Genomic DNA, 19,601 nt, shown 5'->3' with positions numbered 1-19,601 from the left:
CCGTTCACGGTAAACCCCCAAGGCTAAAGACCCGCCAGCGAATTAACCCTTTTGACGTAATACTCCCCTGCAAAAATAAATAACCGTTAGTACGTTGTGTTAGCCAGTATTAACTGATAAACAAAAAACCATAAGAATTTCGACAGGCTACAGCACCGTCCCTGCACAGGCACCCATTCCGGGCTTCTTGACTGCACGGATGCCCTACCGGCTCGGGTATGGAGTCTTTCTTCGGACAGGTACCGCCAGAGCCAGAAAAAAGGAGGCCCACCATGGCTAATGGAACACAGGCAGCCGTAACCGAGGCTGCACGACTGAATGAAATCGGTTTCCCGGAATTCACCGCAAAGCTCATCACCGACACCTTCGATGCACTGGTCAGCGCCAACATGCGTCAGACGGAGGCGTACGTCGACCTCCTGACGCAGGTTTCCAAACCTCTCACCCAGTTCATCAACGACACCAAGGACGACATCGGGGGGGAACTCATTCTCCAGTTCCTGGCCCGGGTCCTTCCCGACGCCTCCAGCGACGTGGGGACTAAGGCGAAGTCCGGCGGGGCGCTTACCGATGAAGAAGCCACGAAGATAACCGATGCCGTAAAGATCCAGGGCGAGACGACCCCGACCATCGCCCAGGGGAATATCGACGACAGCAAGTACAAGGCGATCCTGGACGCCGTTGCCAAGCGGATAGCGGCAGACAAGTACACCCTGCTGAAGGAGATGGTAAAGCTCGGCATCCTCCGTCTCGTCGTGGAGCACGGGACCATCGAGACGCGCCTCACCTTCAACACCTACGGCTCAACCTTCTACGAACGGCAGGCAAATACGTACCATCGCGACGAGTTCAAGTTCAACGCCAAGGCAAAGACCGGCGGCTTCGTCAGCCTCTGGGTCAAGGCATCGGCGTCGACCTCCTACAGCAGCATCAACGTCTCCACCACGTCAGAGAAGAACCGCGATACGAGCGGCAGCCAGGTGCAGATTTATGGCAGTGTCAAGATAGACTTCAAGACCGACTACCAGCCACTGAACGCCTAGGAGGACCCCCATGGGGACGGAACTTGTCAAGGCCGTCGAAAGCGGCTTTGCAGAATTCGCCGCGCTGCTCATAACCGAAACCCTTGACGGCGTTGTATCGTCACTGCTGGCCCAGGAACAGAAACTTCGGGAACTGGAGGAGGCAATCCTCCTCCAGCCTGACCAGTTCGCCGCGCGCTACCTGGACAACGGAGATGTCCGCCGTGAAATCCTGGGGCTTTTCCCCGTAGCGGAGGGGCGTGGAACGGTGTCAGCCGTCGATGCCGGTCAACCGTACCGTTTACCGCGCCAGGGGATGACCGAAGAACCTCCCGTCCTTGACCGGTGCGGCTACACGGTAACGAAGGAAGACCTGGAAAAATCCGCCGCCGGCCTCGTGTTCTCAGCCGCGGGGGGAGGGCGCATCGCCCTTGCCGTAGCATCCCGGATGGCGCAGACCCAGCAGGAAAGTCTCCGGCTCATGGTGCAGAGGGGCATCCCCCGCGTAATCGTGGATAGCGGGCGGATAAACGCCAAGTTCACCCTCAAGCTGGAACAGACCGTCAACGTGGAACCCCTGAAAAAGGGAGTCCTCACTTCCCTCTTTGCCGGCGGGCGTCTCAGGGTACATCCGGTTTCGACACGGGGACCCGAGTTTCTCAGCCTGAGGAGCAACATTACGAGCGAAGTCGAAATATGCTTCAAAACCATCACCTCGTAGGAGCACGCCATGACCCCTCCGGAAACAGCCTATCTGACAGAACTCATCCTCGCCCTCCAGAACGAGGTCCAAAGCGCCGTGGATTACCTGCACGACGTTTCCGCCCGCGAAGGGACGGAACTGGGGAAAAGCTCTGCACTCATGGGGATCGAGCGCCTCAGGATCAAGGTCCCTTTCAAGGTCGAACTGAAACAGGAACGGAGGAAGGTTGAAGGCCGCCCCGACTACCAGCTTCCCCCGGAAATCATGCAGCATCTGGTGAAGCGCAAGGGGTTCCTCATCGACAAGGGGGAACCGGGAAAGATGGGGCTGTACAGCAAGATAAAGGTTACCCTGAACGATCAGGTCACGACAGCGGGAAGTACGGATGGGGGAGAAGAAACGCCCCGTTTCGGAGAGATCGAGATCACCTTCGCCCCCCTCCGGCGGGAGGATTGAATACCTGAACGGCTATTCCCCCATCAGAGCGATGACGGATATGAAACGACAAAGACGGCCACGTGGCCGTCTTTGTCGTTGTCTGTTCCCATCCCTCAATTTCCCGGATTGCCTTTGCCCGGACATCCGGGTACACTGCTGCCGGGAGGATTGAAACCGTGAATCTGCTCTACAGCCTCGATCTGCTCGGCACCGCTGCCTTTGCTGCGTCCGGCGCGCTGGCCGGCATCCGCCGGGACATGGACCTGTTCGGCGTGCTGATGCTCGGGATGGTGACCGCCACCGGCGGCGGGACCCTGCGCGACCTGCTTCTCGGGGACACACCCCCCTTCATCTTCAAGGACGAAACCTATTTCTACCTCTCGATTTTCGTCTCCCTGGCGGTTTTCCTGTTCCACCACCGGGTGGGACTCCTGCAACTCCCCCTCCTCTATCTGGACGCCCTGGGCCTAGGGACGTTCGTCGTGATCGGCACCGGCAAGGCGCTGGATTTCCACATGGGCTTCATCGGCTCGGTGATGATGGGGGTCATGACCGCCACCGCCGGGGGGATGATGCGCGACATCCTCTCCTCCCAGGTCCCGCTGGTGCTGCAAAAGGAAGTCTACGCCTCGGCCTGCCTGGCGGGGGGGGCACTCCTCTACCTGCTTCACCTTACCCCCCTGCCGGCCCCCTGGGCACTCATCATCTCCGCCCTGGCCGTGATCGTCCTGCGTGTCTGCGCCATCCACTTCAACTGGTCCCTACCGAAGGCTCCCCGAAATTCCGGCCATAACTGACAGCGCGTTTTTCCACGGTTTCTTGACTTGGGTCATGTGACGCTTCACGCACTCCGTGTATGCTGGCACCCTGCTGGCGGGATGACCCCCGCCAGGAGCAACCACACACAAGGAGTTTAACCATGGGAAATTGCGGATGCGGCCACGCCGCCGGGGCGGGGCCCTATGCTGAAGGAAGGGAACTGGTAGAGTTCGTCAGCCGGGCCCACGGTGGCAGTCTCAGGGAGCGGCCCGTTCCCGGCGGCGGTTTGCCCACCACCTGCCAGGGGTGCGGTGCACCCTTCACCCTGACCACCTTTGTGGAGAGCTGCCCGGCCTGCGGCGGCGTTCATGCCGTCTCGCCGCCGCGCTGCGACGATCCGGCGAATATCCAGTTTGCGGGGGAGGGATATACGTTGCCGCTGGGCTGAGGGGACATCGGTCAAAACAGGAAAAGGGGGGCTGCGCACGCGTGGCCCCTCTTTTTTTTTGCGGTGAAATACATCGGCTGGCCACCGCGCGGCCTTCCCTTCCCCGCATAAATGCCTTTATGTCTTCCTGTCAAAGGAATACACTTATACGTACAAACGGGTGACAACGCAGTCGTCACTCGGGAAACGCAAAGGAGGCGATGACGATGGCAACCACCATCAATCCGGTTATCTGGTTCGAGATCCCGGTCGTCGACCTGGATCGCGCCACGGCATTTTATGAAGCCGTGTTCGGCTATACCCTCGCCACGTCCGAAATGGGTCCGCTCCTGATGGCGATGTTCCCCATGAAGGAAGCAACGGAGGGGGCCGCCGGTTCGCTGGTAAAGGGTGACGGATACGTTCCCGCCAAGACGGGGACCGTGATCTATTTCTCCGTGCAGGACATCCTGACGACGCTGGAACGGGTCGTAGCCGGCGGCGGAAAAGCGCTGCTGCCGAAGACGAGCATCGGCGAGTATGGCTTCATCGGCCGGTTCGAGGATACGGAGGGGAATATCGTAGCACTGCACAGCATGTAGGCGCGGCCCGTGCCGGGGGCGGAAGGTACGTACCTTGGCAAGAGGAAGTGGGTTCGCGAAGAACGTGGAGGGGGCAGGCTGTATGTCACCGTGAACAGCCTGTCCTTTTTTGTCTTCCCGGGATCTGGCGGCTTCTGGCGAAACAGTTTCAGGCTCTTGACCTGTCTGTGGTTGACCTGTATTCTTACTCAATTTTGTAAACTTATTTCTGTTAAAGGAGTTCCGACGTGGCGGTCTACGAAGTCAAACACCCCCTGATTCAGCACAAACTCGGCCTGATGCGCAAGGTTGATCTGAGCACAAAACAATTTCGCGAGTTGGCCTCCGAAGTGGCGCGCCTTCTCACCTACGAAGCGACCAAGGATCTGGAAACCGAGACCATCACCGTCAGTGGCTGGGCCGGTCCGGTCTCCGTCCAGCAGATCAAGGGGAAGAAGATCACGGTCGTGCCGATTCTGCGCGCCGGCCTGGGAATGATGAACGGAGTCCTCGACATGATCCCGAGCGCCAGGGTCAGCGTGGTCGGTCTTTACCGCAATGAAGAGACGCTGGAACCGGTCGCCTACTACGAAAAGCTTGCTACCGGCATGGAAGAGCGGACTGCCCTTATCATCGATCCGATGCTTGCCACCGGCGGCTCACTCCTGGCCACCATTGAGATGCTGAAGAAGGCGGGCTGCCAAAGGATCAAGGGGCTTTTTCTCGTCGCCGTCCCCGCGGGGATCGAACGGATCGTGGCTGCCCACCCCGACGTGGATATCTACGTTGCCTCCATCGACGAGCGACTCAACGAACGGGGTTACATCCTCCCCGGCCTCGGCGATGCCGGGGACAAAATATTCGGCACGAAATAGGAGAACAGCGCAATGTCCACATCCCCCGAGCCGGTCTGGCGTACCGCCCTGTCCGGCGCGCAGATCCTTTTTGTTGCCTTCGGCGCTACGGTCCTCGTTCCGCTCCTGACCGGACTCAACCCGAGCCTGGCCCTCCTTGGCGCCGGCATCGGGACCCTGGTCTTTCAGATCTGCACCAAACGCCAGGTCCCCATCTACCTTGGCTCTTCCTTCGCTTTCATCGCTCCGGTAATCTACTCGGTCAAGACCTGGGGGATGCCAGCGACACTCGGTGCCCTGGCAGCCGCCAGCTTCTTCTATTACGTCGCCGCCGGTCTGGTCAAGTGGCGCGGGGTCGACTTCATCCACCGCCTCCTGCCGCCGGTCGTCATCGGGCCGGTTGTCATGGTTATCGGTCTTGGCCTGGCCCAGGTGGCCATCAGCATGGCCACCGGCAAGGCCGGCGATGCCCAGGTGGTACCCTACGGCACCGCCCTTGGTGTCGCTGCCGTCTCCCTTGCCGCCACCATGCTGACCGCCATCCATGCCCACGGCCTGCTCAAGCTGGTACCGATCCTGGTCGGCGTGGCGGCCGGCTACACCACCGCACTCTTCCTCGGTCTGGTCGATTTCAGCAGGGTGATCAATGCGCCCTGGCTGGCGGTCCCGGAGTTCGGCACCCCCCAGTTCAACCTGGCGGCGATCCTCTTCATGATCCCGGTGGCCATCGCGCCGATTGTGGAGCACGTTGGCGGCATCCTCGCCATCGGCTCGGTCGTCGGCCGTGATTACACCGACCAGCCCGGCCTGCACCGCACCCTTCTGGGTGACGGTCTGGCGGTCAATATCGTCGGACTGTTCGGCGGACCGCCGGTCACAACCTACGGCGAGGTAACCGGCGCGGTCATGCTTACCCGCAACTACAACCCGGTGGTCATGACCTGGGCGGCCGGCTTTGCCATCATTATGGCCTTTGTCGGGAAGTTCGGCGCTTTGCTGCAGACAATCCCCCTGCCGGTCATGGGGGGGATCATGATCCTTCTGTTCGGTTCCATCGCCGGCATCGGCCTGAAGACCATCATCGACGGCAGGGTGGACCTGATGAAGCCGCGCAACCTCTGTCTAGTTTCCGTTACCCTGGTGACCGGCATCGGCGGCCTGGGGGTGACGATCGGCAGCTTCAGCCTGCAGGGGATCAGCCTCTGTGGCGTTCTGGCAGTGCTTCTCAATCTGATCCTTCCTCCCGGAGAACGGGAAGAGGAGATCAAGCCGGCGGCCTTCCCCTGAGCGACCGCGAACAAACCGGCGACAAATGCTTTTTTGGTATGCGTGACCGGCCTTCCTGTTCCGGGCATGGGCGGTTTAATAATTGCTCTGCTAGGTGAAACATGCTATAACTGACCGACACCTGAACCACAGGGGACCGCCCCTGTGGTTTTTTTATTGGCACCATCACCGAGGAGAACATCATGAGAAGACCGCTATCGGCCGGCAGCATTATCGAGACCAGGTGCACCCGTTGCCGGGCACTGATGAATCATACCATCGTCGCCATGGTCGGGGAAAAGATCGTGCGTGTCGAGTGCAACACCTGCCACAGCATGCACAACTATCATCCGGTCAAGGTGGCCAAGGAGCCTGCTGCCGCCAGGAGTACCCGGGAAAAAGCGGCGGCGCCCCGCGCGCGCGCGACGAAAGCCGACCCTGCGGCCGCTGCTGCTGCTGAGTGGGAGGCACTGCAGCCGGGGATGGACCCGGCACAGGCGATTCCCTACGACATGGACAGGACGTACCGTGTCAACACCCTGCTGCTGCACTCCCTGTTCGGGCTCGGCGTCGTGCAGCTCGTCCTGCCGAACAAGATCGACGTGCTGTTCAAGGGGGGGAAGAAGCGGCTCCGTTGCGGCTAGAAGGGCCACGCCACCTCATTCGTCCCTGGCCGGAACAAGTGCAGGCAGTCCCGGGCACGCCGAAATTCCCGGCACGGTCAGTTTCCTTCCCATGCTATAATGGAACCAGGAAGGAAGGAGGCGAAAGGTCATGACGAAAGAACGGTGCGACGTCAAGGTCTGGAGCGGAGCCTGTGAGCACAGCTCCTACGAACGCTTCGGGGATAAATACCTGTGTGACGTCTGCGGAACGCTCACCGACAGCGATCATGAAGTGAGCCACGAAGGATTCGTTCATATCAGTGGCGACGAGGACACGCTCAGTTAAAGTTGTGCCGGTGGAGCGGATGCTGACAAGGGTTAGGGGGCGGGAAGGCGGCCGGTTGGTCGCCTTTCGATTGTCCGGGGGATGAAATTAATCGGCATGTTTCGAAATCACTTCCCCGGTCTGGTCGGCCGTGATTCCAGCAACGGTTTGAGAAATTTGTCGAAGGTTGCCAGCTGTTTAGAGGTCAGCAGATCGGTGTTCCCCTCGTTATCCAGCAGAAAGGTGCCGACGCCGATGACCGTTCTTGCCAGGTAGCCGGTTCCGGCAACGCTCTGTTCAATCTCAGCGGATCGTTTGCTTATCAGGTTGTTCAGCAAGGCAAGATCGACTTTCATAGGTGTGTTCTCCAGAGTTGAGGTGTGCTTCCCGCAAAATCGGGACAGGCTGCATTTGAAACGCAGCCTGTCCCGTTATCGTTGCTCGTAGTGTGTGACGTATCAGTCTTCCCCTTCATCTCCGGCCATTCTGTCCACGTGGGGATGGGTGGTCATACGCATGCTGTCGCCTGACCGCAACCAGGTGTATACGAAGAGGATGGCCGATACCAGGGTGATGATAAGCAGGCTCATGCCCGTTCCGAACATTTCCCAGCCGATGCCTGTCATGGTGGCAACCTCCTTTCCTTATCGGGTTCGCACGCGGTGCAGCAGCGTCGAACCGTTGTTTCTGCCTGGCTTTATAATAGCACATCCGGGGCCGAACGGTCCCCGGAATTTTCCTGCCGGAATTCCCTGCGCTACTTCTTCCGCGGGCCGGCGGCCGGGCGCCGGTTCCCCGCGAGCAGCTGCGAGCATGCCACCTCCAGCCCCTTGTCCTTGTAAGAAATCCACCAGTCGGCACTTGTCTGCAGGTTCAGCAGGGGTTCGATGGCCTGAAAGATCTCCGGAGAGGTCTCCTGCCAGACCTTCAGCCGGTCTTTCCGCACCTTTTCCGCCCACACCACCAGCTTGGGTGCCCCGGTCAGTTTCATGAACGCTCCTTTCGTTGTGCGATCGGTCATTGTCCGTTTTCTACCGTTCAACGTTACCAGGCACCTCCAGCAGCACACCCCTTCCTTTCGGCGTCTCTTCGTCCTTCCTTACCTGCCACTTGAAAACTTCTTCCGTCGATCCCTTTTCAGCTTCCTGCTGATCGGCACCCAGAAGGCGGGCCAGGGTCGGACCTTCGGTGAACGAGCACTGCACGTCCACCACTTCCAGGCCGACGTCCGCCAGAGCACGGTTCAGGTGCGCGACGATCGGCGTCAGGTACTCCCGCATGGCCTCCTCACCGGCCATGACGACCGGCTGGAGTTCCATCCGGCCGCTGCTCTCCACCAGCAGCTTCCTGACCGCCGACGGCAGGCGCTCTCCGTGGGCGACAAAACGGTCATAGGCCCGCTGCCACGCTTCCGGCTGCATGAGGTATTCGAAGCGAAGCGACAGACGGCAGCACCATACCGTCCCCTTCCGGCCCGGGGCAAAGATCTCCACCTTGAATGGCCGGTCCAGCAGCTGGAATTCCGGCAATTCCACAATGCTCTGTCCGCGCGATACAAAATCGAACCGGTTGCGAACCGTCGTCTCGGGTACGAAGAAGACCACCTTCCCGTCCCGCACCACCACCGAATTCGTGAGGATCTTGAGACGGACCAGCCCTTTGTAGAGGGCGAGGAAGAACGTGACCATGGCAACAAGGCTGACCAGCCAGTATTCGTAGGCAAGCGTAACTATGGTGGCGACCAGCAGCACGAACAGCACCACGTAAATCGTGAAACGGTTTGCAAACCAGACGAGCCGGTGAAGCTTCATAGGTTACCCCTTGAGTGCACAGAAGACGAGTTCGCATTTGCCGGAGAAACACGGTCATTTGAAAATCTGTCTGTACAGTCTACACCAGTTCGGGGAACTTGCAGCGGCAAGGGAAGATGCAGCCGGTTTGAAGGCAATCAATGGAGGTGAGTGGGGGGATGTTCGTGGAGGACCTCAGCGACTGATGACGATATTGGCGGTTTCCGACACGAGGTCGACCACCACCTTGGCCTTCCTTTCGCGCAGTTGCTGCATTACCTGCTCCACCTTTTTCTCCAGGGTGTAGTCCCCATCCCCCAGATCGGACCATTCCCGCGTCACGAACTCCTCGATAATGGTCCGCAAGGTAGCCGGTGGTATCCGCTCGTACGGCACCTCCACGCCTTCTTCACGGTAATTGGTTGGTTGATCCTTGGGCACAAATCAGTCCCATCGTAATAACTGGTGCGTAAAGTCGATGCGGAACCTATGGCTGCGAAGAAAATTCATGCCGAGGAGTCCATCACTTTCTGCCTTTTGTCCTTGGAATGGCATGATGCTTACCTCTATGGGAGAACTGGTTTTCGAACCGACAGTAATTGATTCGATCATAGTTGATCTGGTAGAGACATGCCTTCCGTCGGCAATCCGTGCCTGCCTTCCTTGCGTAGCATTCCAGTCAATATTGAGCCGATCGGCGACATCTTCGATTCGCATATCTTGGGCATTCCAAGATCACGATTTGTGACCTTAAAGCAACAAAGCCGCCCATCAGCTCTCACACTGACAACAGACTCTCAACTCTCACCTTGAGCCGCAACTTCAGGGGAAGCCGTAACTTTTTGGCGCCTGTCGATGAGTCGCAGCTGTCGGTCATGCAGCGGTGCAAGCACCACCTGTGCGGTCAACGCCCCCAGAAACGCCGTGAACATGTCCCACTGGGTGTCCCAGGGATCGCCTTGCGTTCCCAGGAAGGCGTCGGCGCCCTGTCCGAGAGCCACTGCCGACCACCATTCGATGAACTCGTAACAGGCGCTGATGGCGAGGCAGATGGAAACAACGATAAAGAACAGCCAGCCGCCGCGAACGAGGGGAGTCCGCCGCAGAAGAATTTCCCGGGCTGCGATTGCCGGCACAAAGCCTTGGGCAAAGTGGCCGATCCGGTCATAGGGGTTCCGAGAGAGCCCGAACATGTCCTGCAGCGTGAAGCCGAACGGGACCTCGGCATAGGTGTAGTGTCCGCCGATGAAGAGGATGATGGCGTGGACGACGATCAGCCGGTAGAGCAGGGGGGTAAGGGGGAATCTGCGGTGGGTAACGGCAAGAACCGGCACGGCCAGCAGAAAAGGGGAAATTTCCAGTATCCACGTCAGACGGTCGTGGGGATTGAGGCCCGAGACGGCGAGGGCAAGGAAGGCGCCGCACAGAAGAAACAGCGGTTCGACCTGGGTTTTGGTTCGATCGTCGACGCTCATCGGCCCCTCCTGGCACTGCATGGCAGATTCCTCGTTTACATACACCCGTGAAGGCTGGAGTGTCAAGGTTTAAGGCCGGGGTCAGGGACTCGGGGATTAGGGGGTCGGTAAATCTTTTTAACCACAGATGAATAGGATGAATACGGATGAGGCAAACGTATTTAAGACCGTAGCCGTGGTTATCCTTTGAATCCGAGTTTCACAAAAAGCCGTTTATAACCCGTTTGATCTCTATCCGTGGAGATCCGAAATTAATGAGCAGGCAGACCTGCAGACCAGTTGCCTTGAGATAGTTCATGCATTGGGCCATATGGATGTTATCCAAGGATTTAACAGCCTTTAACTCCACCAGGACATTTTCCACTAGCAGGTCCGCTACATATTCACCAACGATAATGCCATCATAATAGACATTCATCCCGGCCTGTTGCTTTGTGTTAATACCTCTTTTGCGGAGTTCGTGGGCGAGGGCGTTCTCATAGACCTTTTCAAGGAATCCCGAGCCAAGAGTGTTGGCAACTGAGTAGGCGCATCCGATAATCTTCTCGGTGAGATGTTCATTCATAAAATGGTCCTTTCATGATGTGGCATTCTTTCATTTTGTATATCTCGGGACTGCTGTTTCATAAATAAATTTTCATCTGATTACACCTCAGGAGGCGAGGGTGTCAAGGAGTAAGGAGTGCAATGCAAGGCATTAAGATCAGATTTTGCGACCTTGTGGTTTTTAACCATAGATGAACAGGATGCGGATGGGACAAACTATTTATCTGTGTTTATCCTATGAATCCGAGTTTCATAAGAAGCCGCTATGACCGGCTTGCTTTCTATCATGGTGGTCCGAAGTTTATTATGAGACAGGCGGGCAGGTTTGACTCTTCCATCTCCCCCTTGCCTCTTTTCCCCGTCCGCTGTAGACTCCACCATTATGCCAGCATCTCCTCCCACCATCATCGAGGTCGCCATTCCGGTGCGGATCGACCAGACCTTCACCTACCGGGTGCCGGAACGGCTCGCGGTGCAGGCATCGGCCGGCAAGCGGGTGCTGGTGCCGTTCGGCCGGCGCAAGGTGACCGGGTACGTGCTCGGGCCGGGTGATGCCGCGGCGGCGGAGTTGAAGGAGATCATCGAGGTGCTGGACGCGGAGCCCCTCATCACCCCGGCGGAGCTGGCGTTCCTTCGCTGGGTGGCGGCCTACTACCTTTTTCCCTTGGGGGAGGTGCTGAAGACGGCGCTCCCCGCGGGGATCAACCTCACCAGCCGGAAGCGCCAGGTGGCGGCAGCGGACGGGAGCAGCGTCACCGAAGAGGTGCTGGCCGGCGGGAAGCGGGTGAAGACGGAGCTGTTCTACCGGTCCCTTTCGGCACCTGCAGGAGTCACACAACCACGGGGAAGGGGAGGGGAGATCCTGACGTTCCTCGGGGGGATGGAGGAGGCGCCGGCCCACCTCATCCGTCAGCGGTTCGGCCCTTGCGCCCCCCAGCTCAAGCGGCTCCGAGAACTGGGGCTCGTGACGGCCGCGGCGCGGGAAGTCTACCGCGATCCGTTCCGGGAGGAGGTGTTCGAGCACGACACCCCCCACATCCTGAACGACGACCAGGCGGCGGCCTTGGCCCGCCTCGTTGCCGCCGGCGACACGGCCGCCTTTGCTCCCTTTCTTCTCCACGGCGTCACGGGGAGCGGCAAGACGGAGGTCTACCTCCAGGCCATCGCCCATGTCCTCTCCCGGGGAAAGACGGCGCTCGTACTGGTGCCGGAGATCGCCCTCACCCCCCAGCTGGTCCGCCGCTTCAAGCGCCGTTTCCGTTGCGGCATCGCAGTGCTCCACAGCGGCCTCTCCGACGGGGAGCGCTTCGACGAATGGCGTCGGATCCGGCGGGGGGAGGCGGAGATCGTCATCGGCGCCCGCTCCGCCATTTTCGCCCCCCTGGAACGGCTCGGCATCATCGTGGTGGACGAGGAGCACGAGGGGTCCTACAAGCAGTCGGAGGGGGTGCGCTACCATGCCCGGGATCTGGCTCTGGTGCGGGGGAAGATGGACAAGGCCGTGGTGCTCCTCGGTTCTGCCACGCCGCTGGTCACGAGCTTCCACGCCGTCAGGGAGGGGCGGCTCGGCTACCTGGAACTCCCCCGCCGGGTGCGCGACCTCCCCATGCCGGCTGTGGAGCTGGTGGATGCCCGGGGGAAGAGGGGGGAGACCTTCCTCCCCCCCCTGGCTGCCGCCCTGGCGGAGAATCTGGCGGTAGGGGGGCAGTCCCTTCTCTTCCTCAACCGGCGCGGGTTCGCCACCTATCTGGTCTGCCAGGAGTGCGGCTTCGTGCTCCGCTGCCCCAACTGTGCCGTGACCCTCACCTACCACCGGCGCCGGGAGCGCCACTTCTGCCACTACTGCGATTACTCCATCCCGGCACCCTCCGTCTGCCCCGGCTGCGAGAGCCCGTCCATCGGTCTTCTGGGGCGGGGGACGGAGCGGGTGGAGGAGGAGGTGTGGGAACTCCTCCCCGAGGCCCGGGTGAGCCGGATGGACCGGGACACCACGAGCGGCAAAGGAGGGCATGCCCGGATCCTGCGGGGGGTGGCGGAGGGGCGGATCGATATCCTGATTGGCACCCAGATGATCGCCAAGGGGCACGACTTCCCCGGCGTCACCCTGGTGGGGGTGGTTTCCGCCGATGCGACCCTCAATATCCCCGATTTTCGCAGCGCCGAGCGGACCTTCCAGCTCATCACCCAGGTGCTCGGCCGGGCCGGCCGGGGGGACGCGGCGGGGCGGGTCATCGTCCAGAGCCTCGCCCCCGACCACTATGCCATCCGCCATGCCGTCAGCCACGACGTGGCCGGCTTCTACGCGGAGGAGCTGGCCTTCCGCAGGGAGACCGGCTACCCCCCCTTCGCCTTCCTGGCCGCCCTCCACCTCTCCGGCACCAATGGGGCCGTGGTGGAGCAGGGGGCGGAACAGGCCGCGCGCCTCCTGCAGCAGCTCAAGGGGCGCCTCCGGAGCAGGGTGGAGATCCTCGGCCCGGTCACTTCTCCCCTCGGCAAGCTGCGCGGCCGCTTCCGCTGGCAGATCCTCCTCAAGGCCCCCGCCCGCAGCGACCTGCACCGGCTGGTGAGCGCCTTCCGCGGCGCCATCGACCTGCCGGCCCAGGTACGGCTTGTTATCGACATCGACCCGGTGGAAATGATGTAGTTTCCTCCCGGACATCGTACTATTTGATATTACACCACCTCAAATCCCCCCTCCTGCCTCCCCCCGCTGGGGGGAGAACCGTATGCCCTCCCCCAGCGGGGGAGGGAGGGGAGGGGGCTTTAGATGTTTCATGGCACAAGTTCGTATAATCCTTTACCGGTCCCGAGTCCCGGTTTCAAATATCCCTTGCCTGTCGCCCCCCAATCCGTTATTTTAAGGGCACTTAACCCTTATTTGTCGCGAGGAGTCCCCATGGTTCACGTACGGACCGTCTGCACCGTCATCCTGATGTTCATCATTGCCCTGACCGCCCAGGCGGCTTCCGCCGCCGGCATGCTGAAGGAGATCAAGACCGGCGGCGGCGCTACCCCCCGGGTGGAATTCGTCACCGACCGGCAGCCGGGGGAGGTCTCCTGCTATACCATGCCCCAGTTGCGGCGGGCGATGGTGGACCTCTACGACATCGAGCCGGGACAGATGATGCCGGTGGTGCCGGCGGACACGAGCCTCATCAAGCGGGTCACCGTGGAGCGGCGGACGATCAACGGGCGGGTGCTGAGCCGCGCCATCATCGACCTTGCCCGGGACGCGGAGATCAGTGTCGCCCCCCACCCCGTGGAGAAGACCCGGATATTTGCCATGCTCAAACCCCTGCCGGCAGCCGGAGCCCCCTCCCCCCCTGTCGCTCCCGTGAAGGAAGGGAAGAAAGCCGCTGCATCGTCGGCTCCGGCGGCAGCGAAAGCCCCGGCTGCCGCCAAGGTGCCGGAGTCCAAAAGTCCCGAAAAGGCGCCCGCGAAGCAGCCGCTCCAGCCGGTGGTGCCGTCCTTCGGTCCCCCACCCGTGGTACGTGACGTCAAGGTCGGCAGTGAGAGCATCGAGATCGTTGCCCAGACCGCCATCGAGCGCTTCACGACCTTCACCCTCACCAATCCGGGACGGCTGGTGATCGACATCGCCCCGGGGGGGAGTTCCCTGGCGGCCAAGGAGGTGGCGATCAACCGCTTCGGCGTGCGCAAGCTCCGCGTCGGTACCCATCCGGACAAGGTCCGGCTGGTGCTGGATGCGGACAGGGCGACCTTCCCGGTCCACGCCCTGCAGAGGGTCGGCTCGGGACTGAAGATCTCCTTCGGTTCCGTCACGCCGGCGGGGCGCAAGTAGTTCTTGCTTCACCCCTGTGATTCCGGTATGTTGGGCCGGTATCCGGACTGTCCCCATTATGTATCAGGGAGATTTCTTTCCATGCGTATTGCCACTATATCGACCGTCCTCCTCGCCCTGTCGTTGGGGGGAGGGATAGCCGCTGCCGCCGACGTCCCGGTGGAGGTGGCCCCCCCCACCGTAGTCGCGGAGATATCACCTCCCGTCGACCAGAAGGACACGGCCATCGCCACCCTGCAGCAGGAGAACACCCTCCTGCTGGAGAGACTCAGGACCCTTGAGGAAAAGCCGGCCCTGACCGCCGAATCCCTGGCGACCAGGAACTTCCAGCGGCTGCAGGAGATCGCCCGGGACACCAAGGCCCAGCGCCAGTCCATGGCCGATTTCGAAAGCTACGTGAAATGGATGTCCGGCAGCCTCTCCGGCTATGCCAAGTACATCGAGGCGGGGTCCATCGCAGCCGGGTTCGCCCGGGTCCTTCCGATCCCCTATGCCGGCCAGGCCTCGCTCCTCACCAAGTTCGTCTCCCAGGGAATTCTCTCCCTCAACGCCACGTCGGTCTCCATAGCCCGCTACCTGGGGAGTTCACAGCAGTTCGTCAGCCGCGTCGAGGCCCTCGACCCGGCCCGGCCCAACCCCCAGGAAGTGGGGGCGCTGAACCGCTTTGCCGACGAGCAGCTGGGTCGGGACATGCAGGATGTGCAGCAGAAGCTCACCGGTACCGCCGATCTGTCCGCCTCCTCTCTCGCCTTCCTGGAGAGCGTCAACCACTACGTGGGGAGCACCGACGAATACTGGAACAAGACCAAGGCGTTCATCACCCGGGGGGACGCGGCCAAGAAGGAGAAGAGCTTTCTCAGTGAGAGCATCGCCGGACTGAAGAACCGGACCGGAGCCTTCAACGCCAAGCTGCATCTGTTCAGCGACAGCAGCCGCAAGGCCGGTCCCCTGATCAAGTCCCTCGGCACCTACGACGAGCTGGTTCGTGAACTGTCGGGGGGTCTCACGACCGCCAAGCGCTGAAAGGGAACGGGTCCGTCCGTCATGGCCTCATCCGCTGCGGTCGGCCCTTCGCTGCGGACCCTGACCGGTTGTGGCCGTAAGAGCTGCAGTCTTTCACCCGGCATTCCCTGCAATGGAGAATTTCGGCGGGTGTCCGCTTGCCGCTCGGGCTTTCCCTCCACTCCTGATGCTATGACGGACGTCACCGGAAATGGAGGAATAAACCTGAAAATGGAGGAGATACCATGAACGTGCGTGAACGGATCGGGAAATTCCTCGAAGCGGAGGCCTTCGGTGTGGCCGGGGCGTCCACCAACCGGGAGAAGTTCGGCAACAAGGTGCTCCGCTGCTACCTGGAGAACGGGAAAAGGGTCATCGGCATCAATCCCCGGGCGACGGAGATCGAGGGGGCTCCCTGCGTGGCGACCGTGGCCGATCTTCCTCCCGAAGTGAAGAGCCTTTCCGTCATCACCCCGCCGGCTATCACCGAGCAGGTGGTGGCGGAGGCGATCGCCAGGGGGATCGAGAACATCTGGATGCAGCCCGGCGCCCAGAGCCCCCGGGCCATCGCCGCCTGCGAGGAGCACGGCATCAACGTGATCGCCGACGGAACGTGCATCCTCGTGGTGCTCGGCTACCACGACCACTGAACCTGTTTCTGCAACCAGCACCTTCCCCCCTCCTTCCTCCCCCCTCCGGGGGGAGAATGGTTTGCTCTCTCCCAGCGGGGGAGAGACAGAGAGGGGGACAGAAGTTTACCAGCAGTAAGTATCTTCAAGGAGGAAGAACACGATGGACCAGGAACTGCGCGACCAGCTCAAAAGGGTGCTGACCTCGGTGGAGATGCTTCTCCCCCGGCCGGTGCCGGCCATCGACTGGAGCGCATGCCATGCAGCCAACTGGCGTCGCCACTCCTTCAGTGGCTGCCTGGAACCGGTGCCGGAGATCGAGAGCATCCAGATGGACGACCTGCTCGGCATCGACAAGCAGAAGGGGGTCGTGGAGGACAACACCCGCCAGTTCCTGGCCGGCCTTCCCGCCAACAACGTTCTCCTCTGGGGAACCCGGGGGACCGGCAAGTCGTCGCTGGTGCGGGCGCTGCTTCATCGGTACGCCCCCCGGGGGCTGCGGGTCATCCAGGTGGACAAGGACGATCTGATCCACCTTCCCGACATCGTGGACGCCATCAAGACTGAGCCGTACAAGTACATCGTCTTCTCCGACGATGCCTCGTTCGAGATGGGAGATTCCAGCTACAAGATGCTGAAGAGCGCCCTCGACGGGTCGGTCTATGCCCCGCCGGACAACGTCCTCATCTACGTCACCTCCAATCGCCGTCATCTCCTCCCCGAGTACGAAAGCGACAACCGGGGGGCCATGCTCGTCAACAACGAGATTCACCACGGCGAGGCGGTGGAGGAGAAGATATCCCTTTCCGGTCGGTTCGGCCTCTGGGTCGGCTTCCACCCCTTTACCCAGGACCAGTACCTGGAGGTGGTCGCCCAGTGGATCGACCGGCTCTGTACGAAGAACGGCACCAGCCTGGAGTGGGACAAGGGGGCGCAGGACGAGGCGATTCTCTGGTCACGGAAAAAAGGGGACTGGAGCGGTCGCATCGCCTACCAGTTTGCCAGCCACTGGGTGGGAAAGAAGCTCCTGGCGCATCGGGAATAAACTGATACACTGGATACTTGCCAGGTTCTTCCCCGTCCGTTCACGGTGTTATTCCATTCACGTACCTATAATGAAGAGTCCCCGGTGTGCACAGTTCCCCGGGACCGGGAGGTGTTCGTCATGAAACCGCATCGACTGTTGCCCGTTGTCCTGCTGCTTCTTACCCAGCTCATGGCCGGCTGCGCCGTGACCAAGACCGATATCCAGGGGTTCAACCTCATTTCCATAGCCGAGGAGAAGGAGTTGGGGGACAAGTTTGCCGTGGAGATCGAGAAGCAAAACCCGGTGGTGAACGATCCGGAACTGCAGGGATACGTGGAGCGGGTCGGCAAGCGGCTGCTGACCGGCGCTCGGAGCGTCGATTTCCCCTATACCTTCAAGGTGGTTCTGGACGACAGCGTCAATGCCTTCGCCATCCCCGGGGGGCATACCTACGTCAACACCGGCCTCATCAAGATGGCCGAGACGGAAGCCGAACTGGCGGCGGTCATGGCCCACGAGATCAACCACGTGGTGGCGCGCCACGGCACCCGTCAGATGACCCAGGAATACGGCTATTCCCTGGTCCTCCAGTTGGTGCTGGGGCAGAACCCCGGCCTCCTGGCCCAGCTCGCCTCCCAGATGTTCGGCAAGGCGGGGATGATGTCCTACAGCCGGAGCATGGAGACCCAGGCGGACTACCTGGGGGTGGAAACCATGTACAAGGCGGGGTACAACCCGGAGGGGATGCTTGCCTTCTTCACCAAACTCGACAGCAAAAGCGCCAGCAACCCGAGCCAGTTGGCCCGGTTCTTCTCTACCCATCCCCTTACCGCCGAACGGATCCAGGAGGTGCAGTCCGACATCGGCCAACTGCCGCCGAAGAGCTGGCCAGCGGCGGATCAGACCGAGTTCAAACGGATTAAGGCGAAGGTCTCCAAGCTGGTGGCGCCACCGGCCAAGCCGGCCGCCGGCACGAAATAGTTTCCATCCGAAAACGGTTCTTTTCCGCCCTGGCGGCGTCAACCATCGGGCTTGCTTGTGCGGCGTACCAATCCCTCTCTCTATCTCTCCCCCAGAGGGGGAGAGTACTCAATGCCCTCTCCTTTCGGGAGAGGGATAGGGTGAGGGCGGTACGCCTCCGCGCAATCCCTCGTTTTCCTTGCCAGGACGAAAAACTCCTCGTTTCCGAATTGGAAACCGATAGTTTCACATCCGGAGTTTCCGGATGGACACGAAAAAATGATGCGGGATTGATAGTATCGATAACGGAGGAGGGAAGGTATGAAAGCAGTGTTACTGGAAGGATTCGGCGGACTGGAAGTGCTGAAGGTCGGGGAGGTGGCCGTTCCCCAGCCGGGGGAAGGGCAGGTGCTCGTCAAGGTGATGGCGACCTCCATCAACCGGCCGGACCTGGTGCAGCGGGAAGGGAAATATCCGCCGCCGCCGGGCGATTCGGAGATACTCGGGCTCGAGGTCGCCGGGGTGATAGAAGAGGTCGGGCCGGGAGTTACCGGCTGGCAGAAGGGGGAGCGGGTCATGTCCCTGGTGGGGGGAGGTGCCTATGCTGAATATGCGGTTGCCTACGCAAGCCACCTGATGCGGATTCCCGAATCCATGAGCTTCGAGGAGGCGGCCTGCGTCTGCGAGTCCTACATAACCGCATTCCTGAACGTCTTCATGATCGGCGGCCTGAAGGACAACAATACCGTCATCCTCCACGGCGGCGGCGGCGGGGTGAATACCGCCGGCCTGCAGCTCTGCAAGGCGCTGGTTCCCGCCACGAAGATCATCGTCACCGCCGCGCCGGAGAAGATCGAGCGGGTAAAGGAACTGGGTGCCGACCTGGTCGTGAATTTCCGGGAGACCCCCGATTTTTCCGAGGTTGTCAAGGAGTTCACCAACAAAAAGGGGGTGGACGTGATCCTCGACCATGTGGGAGCCAAGTACCTGGCGCCCAACATGAACTCCCTCGGCTACGCCGGCCGTCTCGTCATCATCGGCATCGTCTCCGGCATCAAGGCGGAGCTCAACCTCGCCCTCATGATGGTGAAGCGCCAGCAGATCATCGGCTCCGTTCTCCGCTCCCGGCCGGTGAAGGACAAGGGGGAGATCGTCGCCGAGTTCACGAAGACCGCTCTCCCGAAATTCGCCGACAGGACCATCGTCCCGATCATCGAAAAGGTCTTCCCCCTCGACCAGGTGGTGGAAGCCCACCGGATGATGGAGGAGGACCGGCATTTCGGCAAGATCGTGCTGAAGGTCGCTTCCTGACATTGACTGCATGCCAGGGAACAGGGGGAGCCGATGGCTCCCCTTTTTTTGCGAATTTTTATGAAAAATATGCCACGCA

At 60.8% G+C, this 19,601-nt stretch carries 25 protein-coding genes; 17 read left to right on the top strand and 8 right to left on the bottom strand.

What is annotated here, in order from left to right; all coding sequences use genetic code 11:
* Nucleotides 1-272 precede the first annotated feature (272 nt).
* The 10 genes from KI810_RS01230 to KI810_RS01185 all read left to right on the top strand — a co-directional run bounded on the left by KI810_RS01230 (nucleotide 273) and on the right by KI810_RS01185 (nucleotide 7,001).
* Nucleotides 273-1,043, top strand: coding sequence for a hypothetical protein (locus KI810_RS01230; protein WP_214173668.1), 771 nt, complete (start codon nucleotides 273-275; stop codon nucleotides 1,041-1,043).
* A gap of 10 nt (nucleotides 1,044-1,053) precedes the next feature.
* Nucleotides 1,054-1,743 (top strand): hypothetical protein, encoded by a 690-nt coding sequence (locus KI810_RS01225; protein ID WP_214173667.1) that lies wholly within the window; start codon nucleotides 1,054-1,056, stop codon nucleotides 1,741-1,743.
* Between the two features lie 9 nt (nucleotides 1,744-1,752).
* Nucleotides 1,753-2,181 (top strand): hypothetical protein, encoded by a 429-nt coding sequence (locus KI810_RS01220; RefSeq protein WP_214173666.1) that lies wholly within the window; start codon nucleotides 1,753-1,755, stop codon nucleotides 2,179-2,181.
* A gap of 158 nt (nucleotides 2,182-2,339) precedes the next feature.
* Nucleotides 2,340-2,960, top strand: coding sequence for a trimeric intracellular cation channel family protein (locus KI810_RS01215; RefSeq protein WP_214173665.1), 621 nt, complete (start codon nucleotides 2,340-2,342; stop codon nucleotides 2,958-2,960).
* Nucleotides 2,961-3,082: 122 nt separating this feature from the next.
* The gene (locus KI810_RS01210) at nucleotides 3,083-3,370 is read left to right on the top strand and encodes a hypothetical protein (RefSeq protein ID WP_214173664.1); all 288 of its coding nucleotides are present in this window, start codon (nucleotides 3,083-3,085) and stop codon (nucleotides 3,368-3,370) included.
* Between the two features lie 206 nt (nucleotides 3,371-3,576).
* The gene (locus KI810_RS01205) at nucleotides 3,577-3,951 is read left to right on the top strand and encodes a VOC family protein (protein ID WP_214173663.1); all 375 of its coding nucleotides are present in this window, start codon (nucleotides 3,577-3,579) and stop codon (nucleotides 3,949-3,951) included.
* Nucleotides 3,952-4,178: 227 nt separating this feature from the next.
* Nucleotides 4,179-4,805 carry a uracil phosphoribosyltransferase gene (gene upp / locus KI810_RS01200; protein ID WP_214173662.1) on the top strand — a complete coding sequence of 209 codons (627 nt, stop codon included), beginning with the start codon at nucleotides 4,179-4,181 and terminating at the stop codon, nucleotides 4,803-4,805.
* Nucleotides 4,806-4,817: 12 nt separating this feature from the next.
* A complete protein-coding gene (locus KI810_RS01195) occupies nucleotides 4,818-6,071 on the top strand; it encodes a uracil-xanthine permease family protein (protein WP_214173661.1) in 1,254 nt (417 codons plus the stop codon).
* A gap of 182 nt (nucleotides 6,072-6,253) precedes the next feature.
* A complete protein-coding gene (locus KI810_RS01190) occupies nucleotides 6,254-6,694 on the top strand; it encodes a hypothetical protein (RefSeq protein WP_246525107.1) in 441 nt (146 codons plus the stop codon).
* Nucleotides 6,695-6,824: 130 nt separating this feature from the next.
* A complete protein-coding gene (locus tag KI810_RS01185) occupies nucleotides 6,825-7,001 on the top strand; it encodes a hypothetical protein (protein ID WP_214173660.1) in 177 nt (58 codons plus the stop codon).
* A gap of 107 nt (nucleotides 7,002-7,108) precedes the next feature.
* Here the strand turns inward: KI810_RS01185 and KI810_RS01180 are convergent, their stop codons facing one another.
* The 8 genes from KI810_RS01180 to KI810_RS01145 all read right to left on the bottom strand — a co-directional run bounded on the left by KI810_RS01180 (nucleotide 7,109) and on the right by KI810_RS01145 (nucleotide 10,810).
* Complete coding sequence (locus KI810_RS01180; RefSeq protein WP_214173659.1) at nucleotides 7,109-7,336, bottom strand: hypothetical protein; 228 nt, start codon at nucleotides 7,334-7,336, stop codon at nucleotides 7,109-7,111.
* Nucleotides 7,337-7,438: 102 nt separating this feature from the next.
* Nucleotides 7,439-7,606, bottom strand: a complete 168-nt coding sequence (locus KI810_RS01175; protein ID WP_214173658.1) for a hypothetical protein — start codon at nucleotides 7,604-7,606, stop codon at nucleotides 7,439-7,441.
* A gap of 131 nt (nucleotides 7,607-7,737) precedes the next feature.
* Nucleotides 7,738-7,971, bottom strand: coding sequence for a hypothetical protein (locus tag KI810_RS01170; protein ID WP_214173657.1), 234 nt, complete (start codon nucleotides 7,969-7,971; stop codon nucleotides 7,738-7,740).
* Nucleotides 7,972-8,011: 40 nt separating this feature from the next.
* Nucleotides 8,012-8,791: a hypothetical protein gene (locus KI810_RS01165; protein ID WP_214173656.1), complete on the bottom strand. Its 780-nt coding sequence runs from the start codon at nucleotides 8,789-8,791 to the stop codon at nucleotides 8,012-8,014.
* Between the two features lie 174 nt (nucleotides 8,792-8,965).
* Nucleotides 8,966-9,211 carry a YheU family protein gene (locus KI810_RS01160; RefSeq protein ID WP_214173655.1) on the bottom strand — a complete coding sequence of 82 codons (246 nt, stop codon included), beginning with the start codon at nucleotides 9,209-9,211 and terminating at the stop codon, nucleotides 8,966-8,968.
* A 3-nt stretch (nucleotides 9,212-9,214) separates the two neighbouring features.
* A complete protein-coding gene (locus KI810_RS17650) occupies nucleotides 9,215-9,487 on the bottom strand; it encodes a retroviral-like aspartic protease family protein (RefSeq protein ID WP_214173654.1) in 273 nt (90 codons plus the stop codon).
* An 80-nt stretch (nucleotides 9,488-9,567) separates the two neighbouring features.
* On the bottom strand, nucleotides 9,568-10,245 hold the full coding sequence (locus KI810_RS01150) for a DUF2238 domain-containing protein (RefSeq protein WP_246525106.1): 678 nt from the start codon (nucleotides 10,243-10,245) through the stop codon (nucleotides 9,568-9,570).
* Nucleotides 10,246-10,444: 199 nt separating this feature from the next.
* Entirely contained in the window at nucleotides 10,445-10,810 is a 366-nt protein-coding gene (locus KI810_RS01145; RefSeq protein ID WP_214173652.1) for a GxxExxY protein, read from the bottom strand.
* Between the two features lie 363 nt (nucleotides 10,811-11,173).
* On the opposite strand from KI810_RS01145, the gene priA reads away from it, so the two are divergent.
* From priA to KI810_RS01110, 7 genes are all read left to right on the top strand, one after another.
* Nucleotides 11,174-13,435, top strand: a complete 2,262-nt coding sequence (gene priA / locus KI810_RS01140; RefSeq protein ID WP_214173651.1) for a replication restart helicase PriA — start codon at nucleotides 11,174-11,176, stop codon at nucleotides 13,433-13,435.
* A 252-nt stretch (nucleotides 13,436-13,687) separates the two neighbouring features.
* Nucleotides 13,688-14,593, top strand: coding sequence for an AMIN domain-containing protein (locus KI810_RS01135; RefSeq protein WP_214173650.1), 906 nt, complete (start codon nucleotides 13,688-13,690; stop codon nucleotides 14,591-14,593).
* 81 nt (nucleotides 14,594-14,674) lie between these two features.
* The gene (locus tag KI810_RS01130; RefSeq protein ID WP_214173649.1) at nucleotides 14,675-15,616 is read left to right on the top strand and encodes a hypothetical protein; all 942 of its coding nucleotides are present in this window, start codon (nucleotides 14,675-14,677) and stop codon (nucleotides 15,614-15,616) included.
* A 224-nt stretch (nucleotides 15,617-15,840) separates the two neighbouring features.
* Nucleotides 15,841-16,245: a CoA-binding protein gene (locus tag KI810_RS01125; protein ID WP_214173648.1), complete on the top strand. Its 405-nt coding sequence runs from the start codon at nucleotides 15,841-15,843 to the stop codon at nucleotides 16,243-16,245.
* Between the two features lie 142 nt (nucleotides 16,246-16,387).
* Complete coding sequence (locus tag KI810_RS01120; protein ID WP_214173647.1) at nucleotides 16,388-17,269, top strand: ATP-binding protein; 882 nt, start codon at nucleotides 16,388-16,390, stop codon at nucleotides 17,267-17,269.
* A 120-nt stretch (nucleotides 17,270-17,389) separates the two neighbouring features.
* Nucleotides 17,390-18,232: a M48 family metallopeptidase gene (locus tag KI810_RS01115; protein WP_214173646.1), complete on the top strand. Its 843-nt coding sequence runs from the start codon at nucleotides 17,390-17,392 to the stop codon at nucleotides 18,230-18,232.
* Between the two features lie 300 nt (nucleotides 18,233-18,532).
* Nucleotides 18,533-19,522 carry an NAD(P)H-quinone oxidoreductase gene (locus KI810_RS01110; protein WP_214173645.1) on the top strand — a complete coding sequence of 330 codons (990 nt, stop codon included), beginning with the start codon at nucleotides 18,533-18,535 and terminating at the stop codon, nucleotides 19,520-19,522.
* Nucleotides 19,523-19,601 lie beyond the last annotated feature (79 nt).

It is taken from the genome of Geomobilimonas luticola (assembly GCF_018476905.1).
Taxonomy (GTDB): domain Bacteria; phylum Desulfobacterota; class Desulfuromonadia; order Geobacterales; family Geobacteraceae; genus Geomobilimonas; species Geomobilimonas luticola.
The sequence above is the reverse complement of the archived record's forward strand: the minus strand, read 5'-3'. Positions and strand labels throughout refer to the sequence as shown.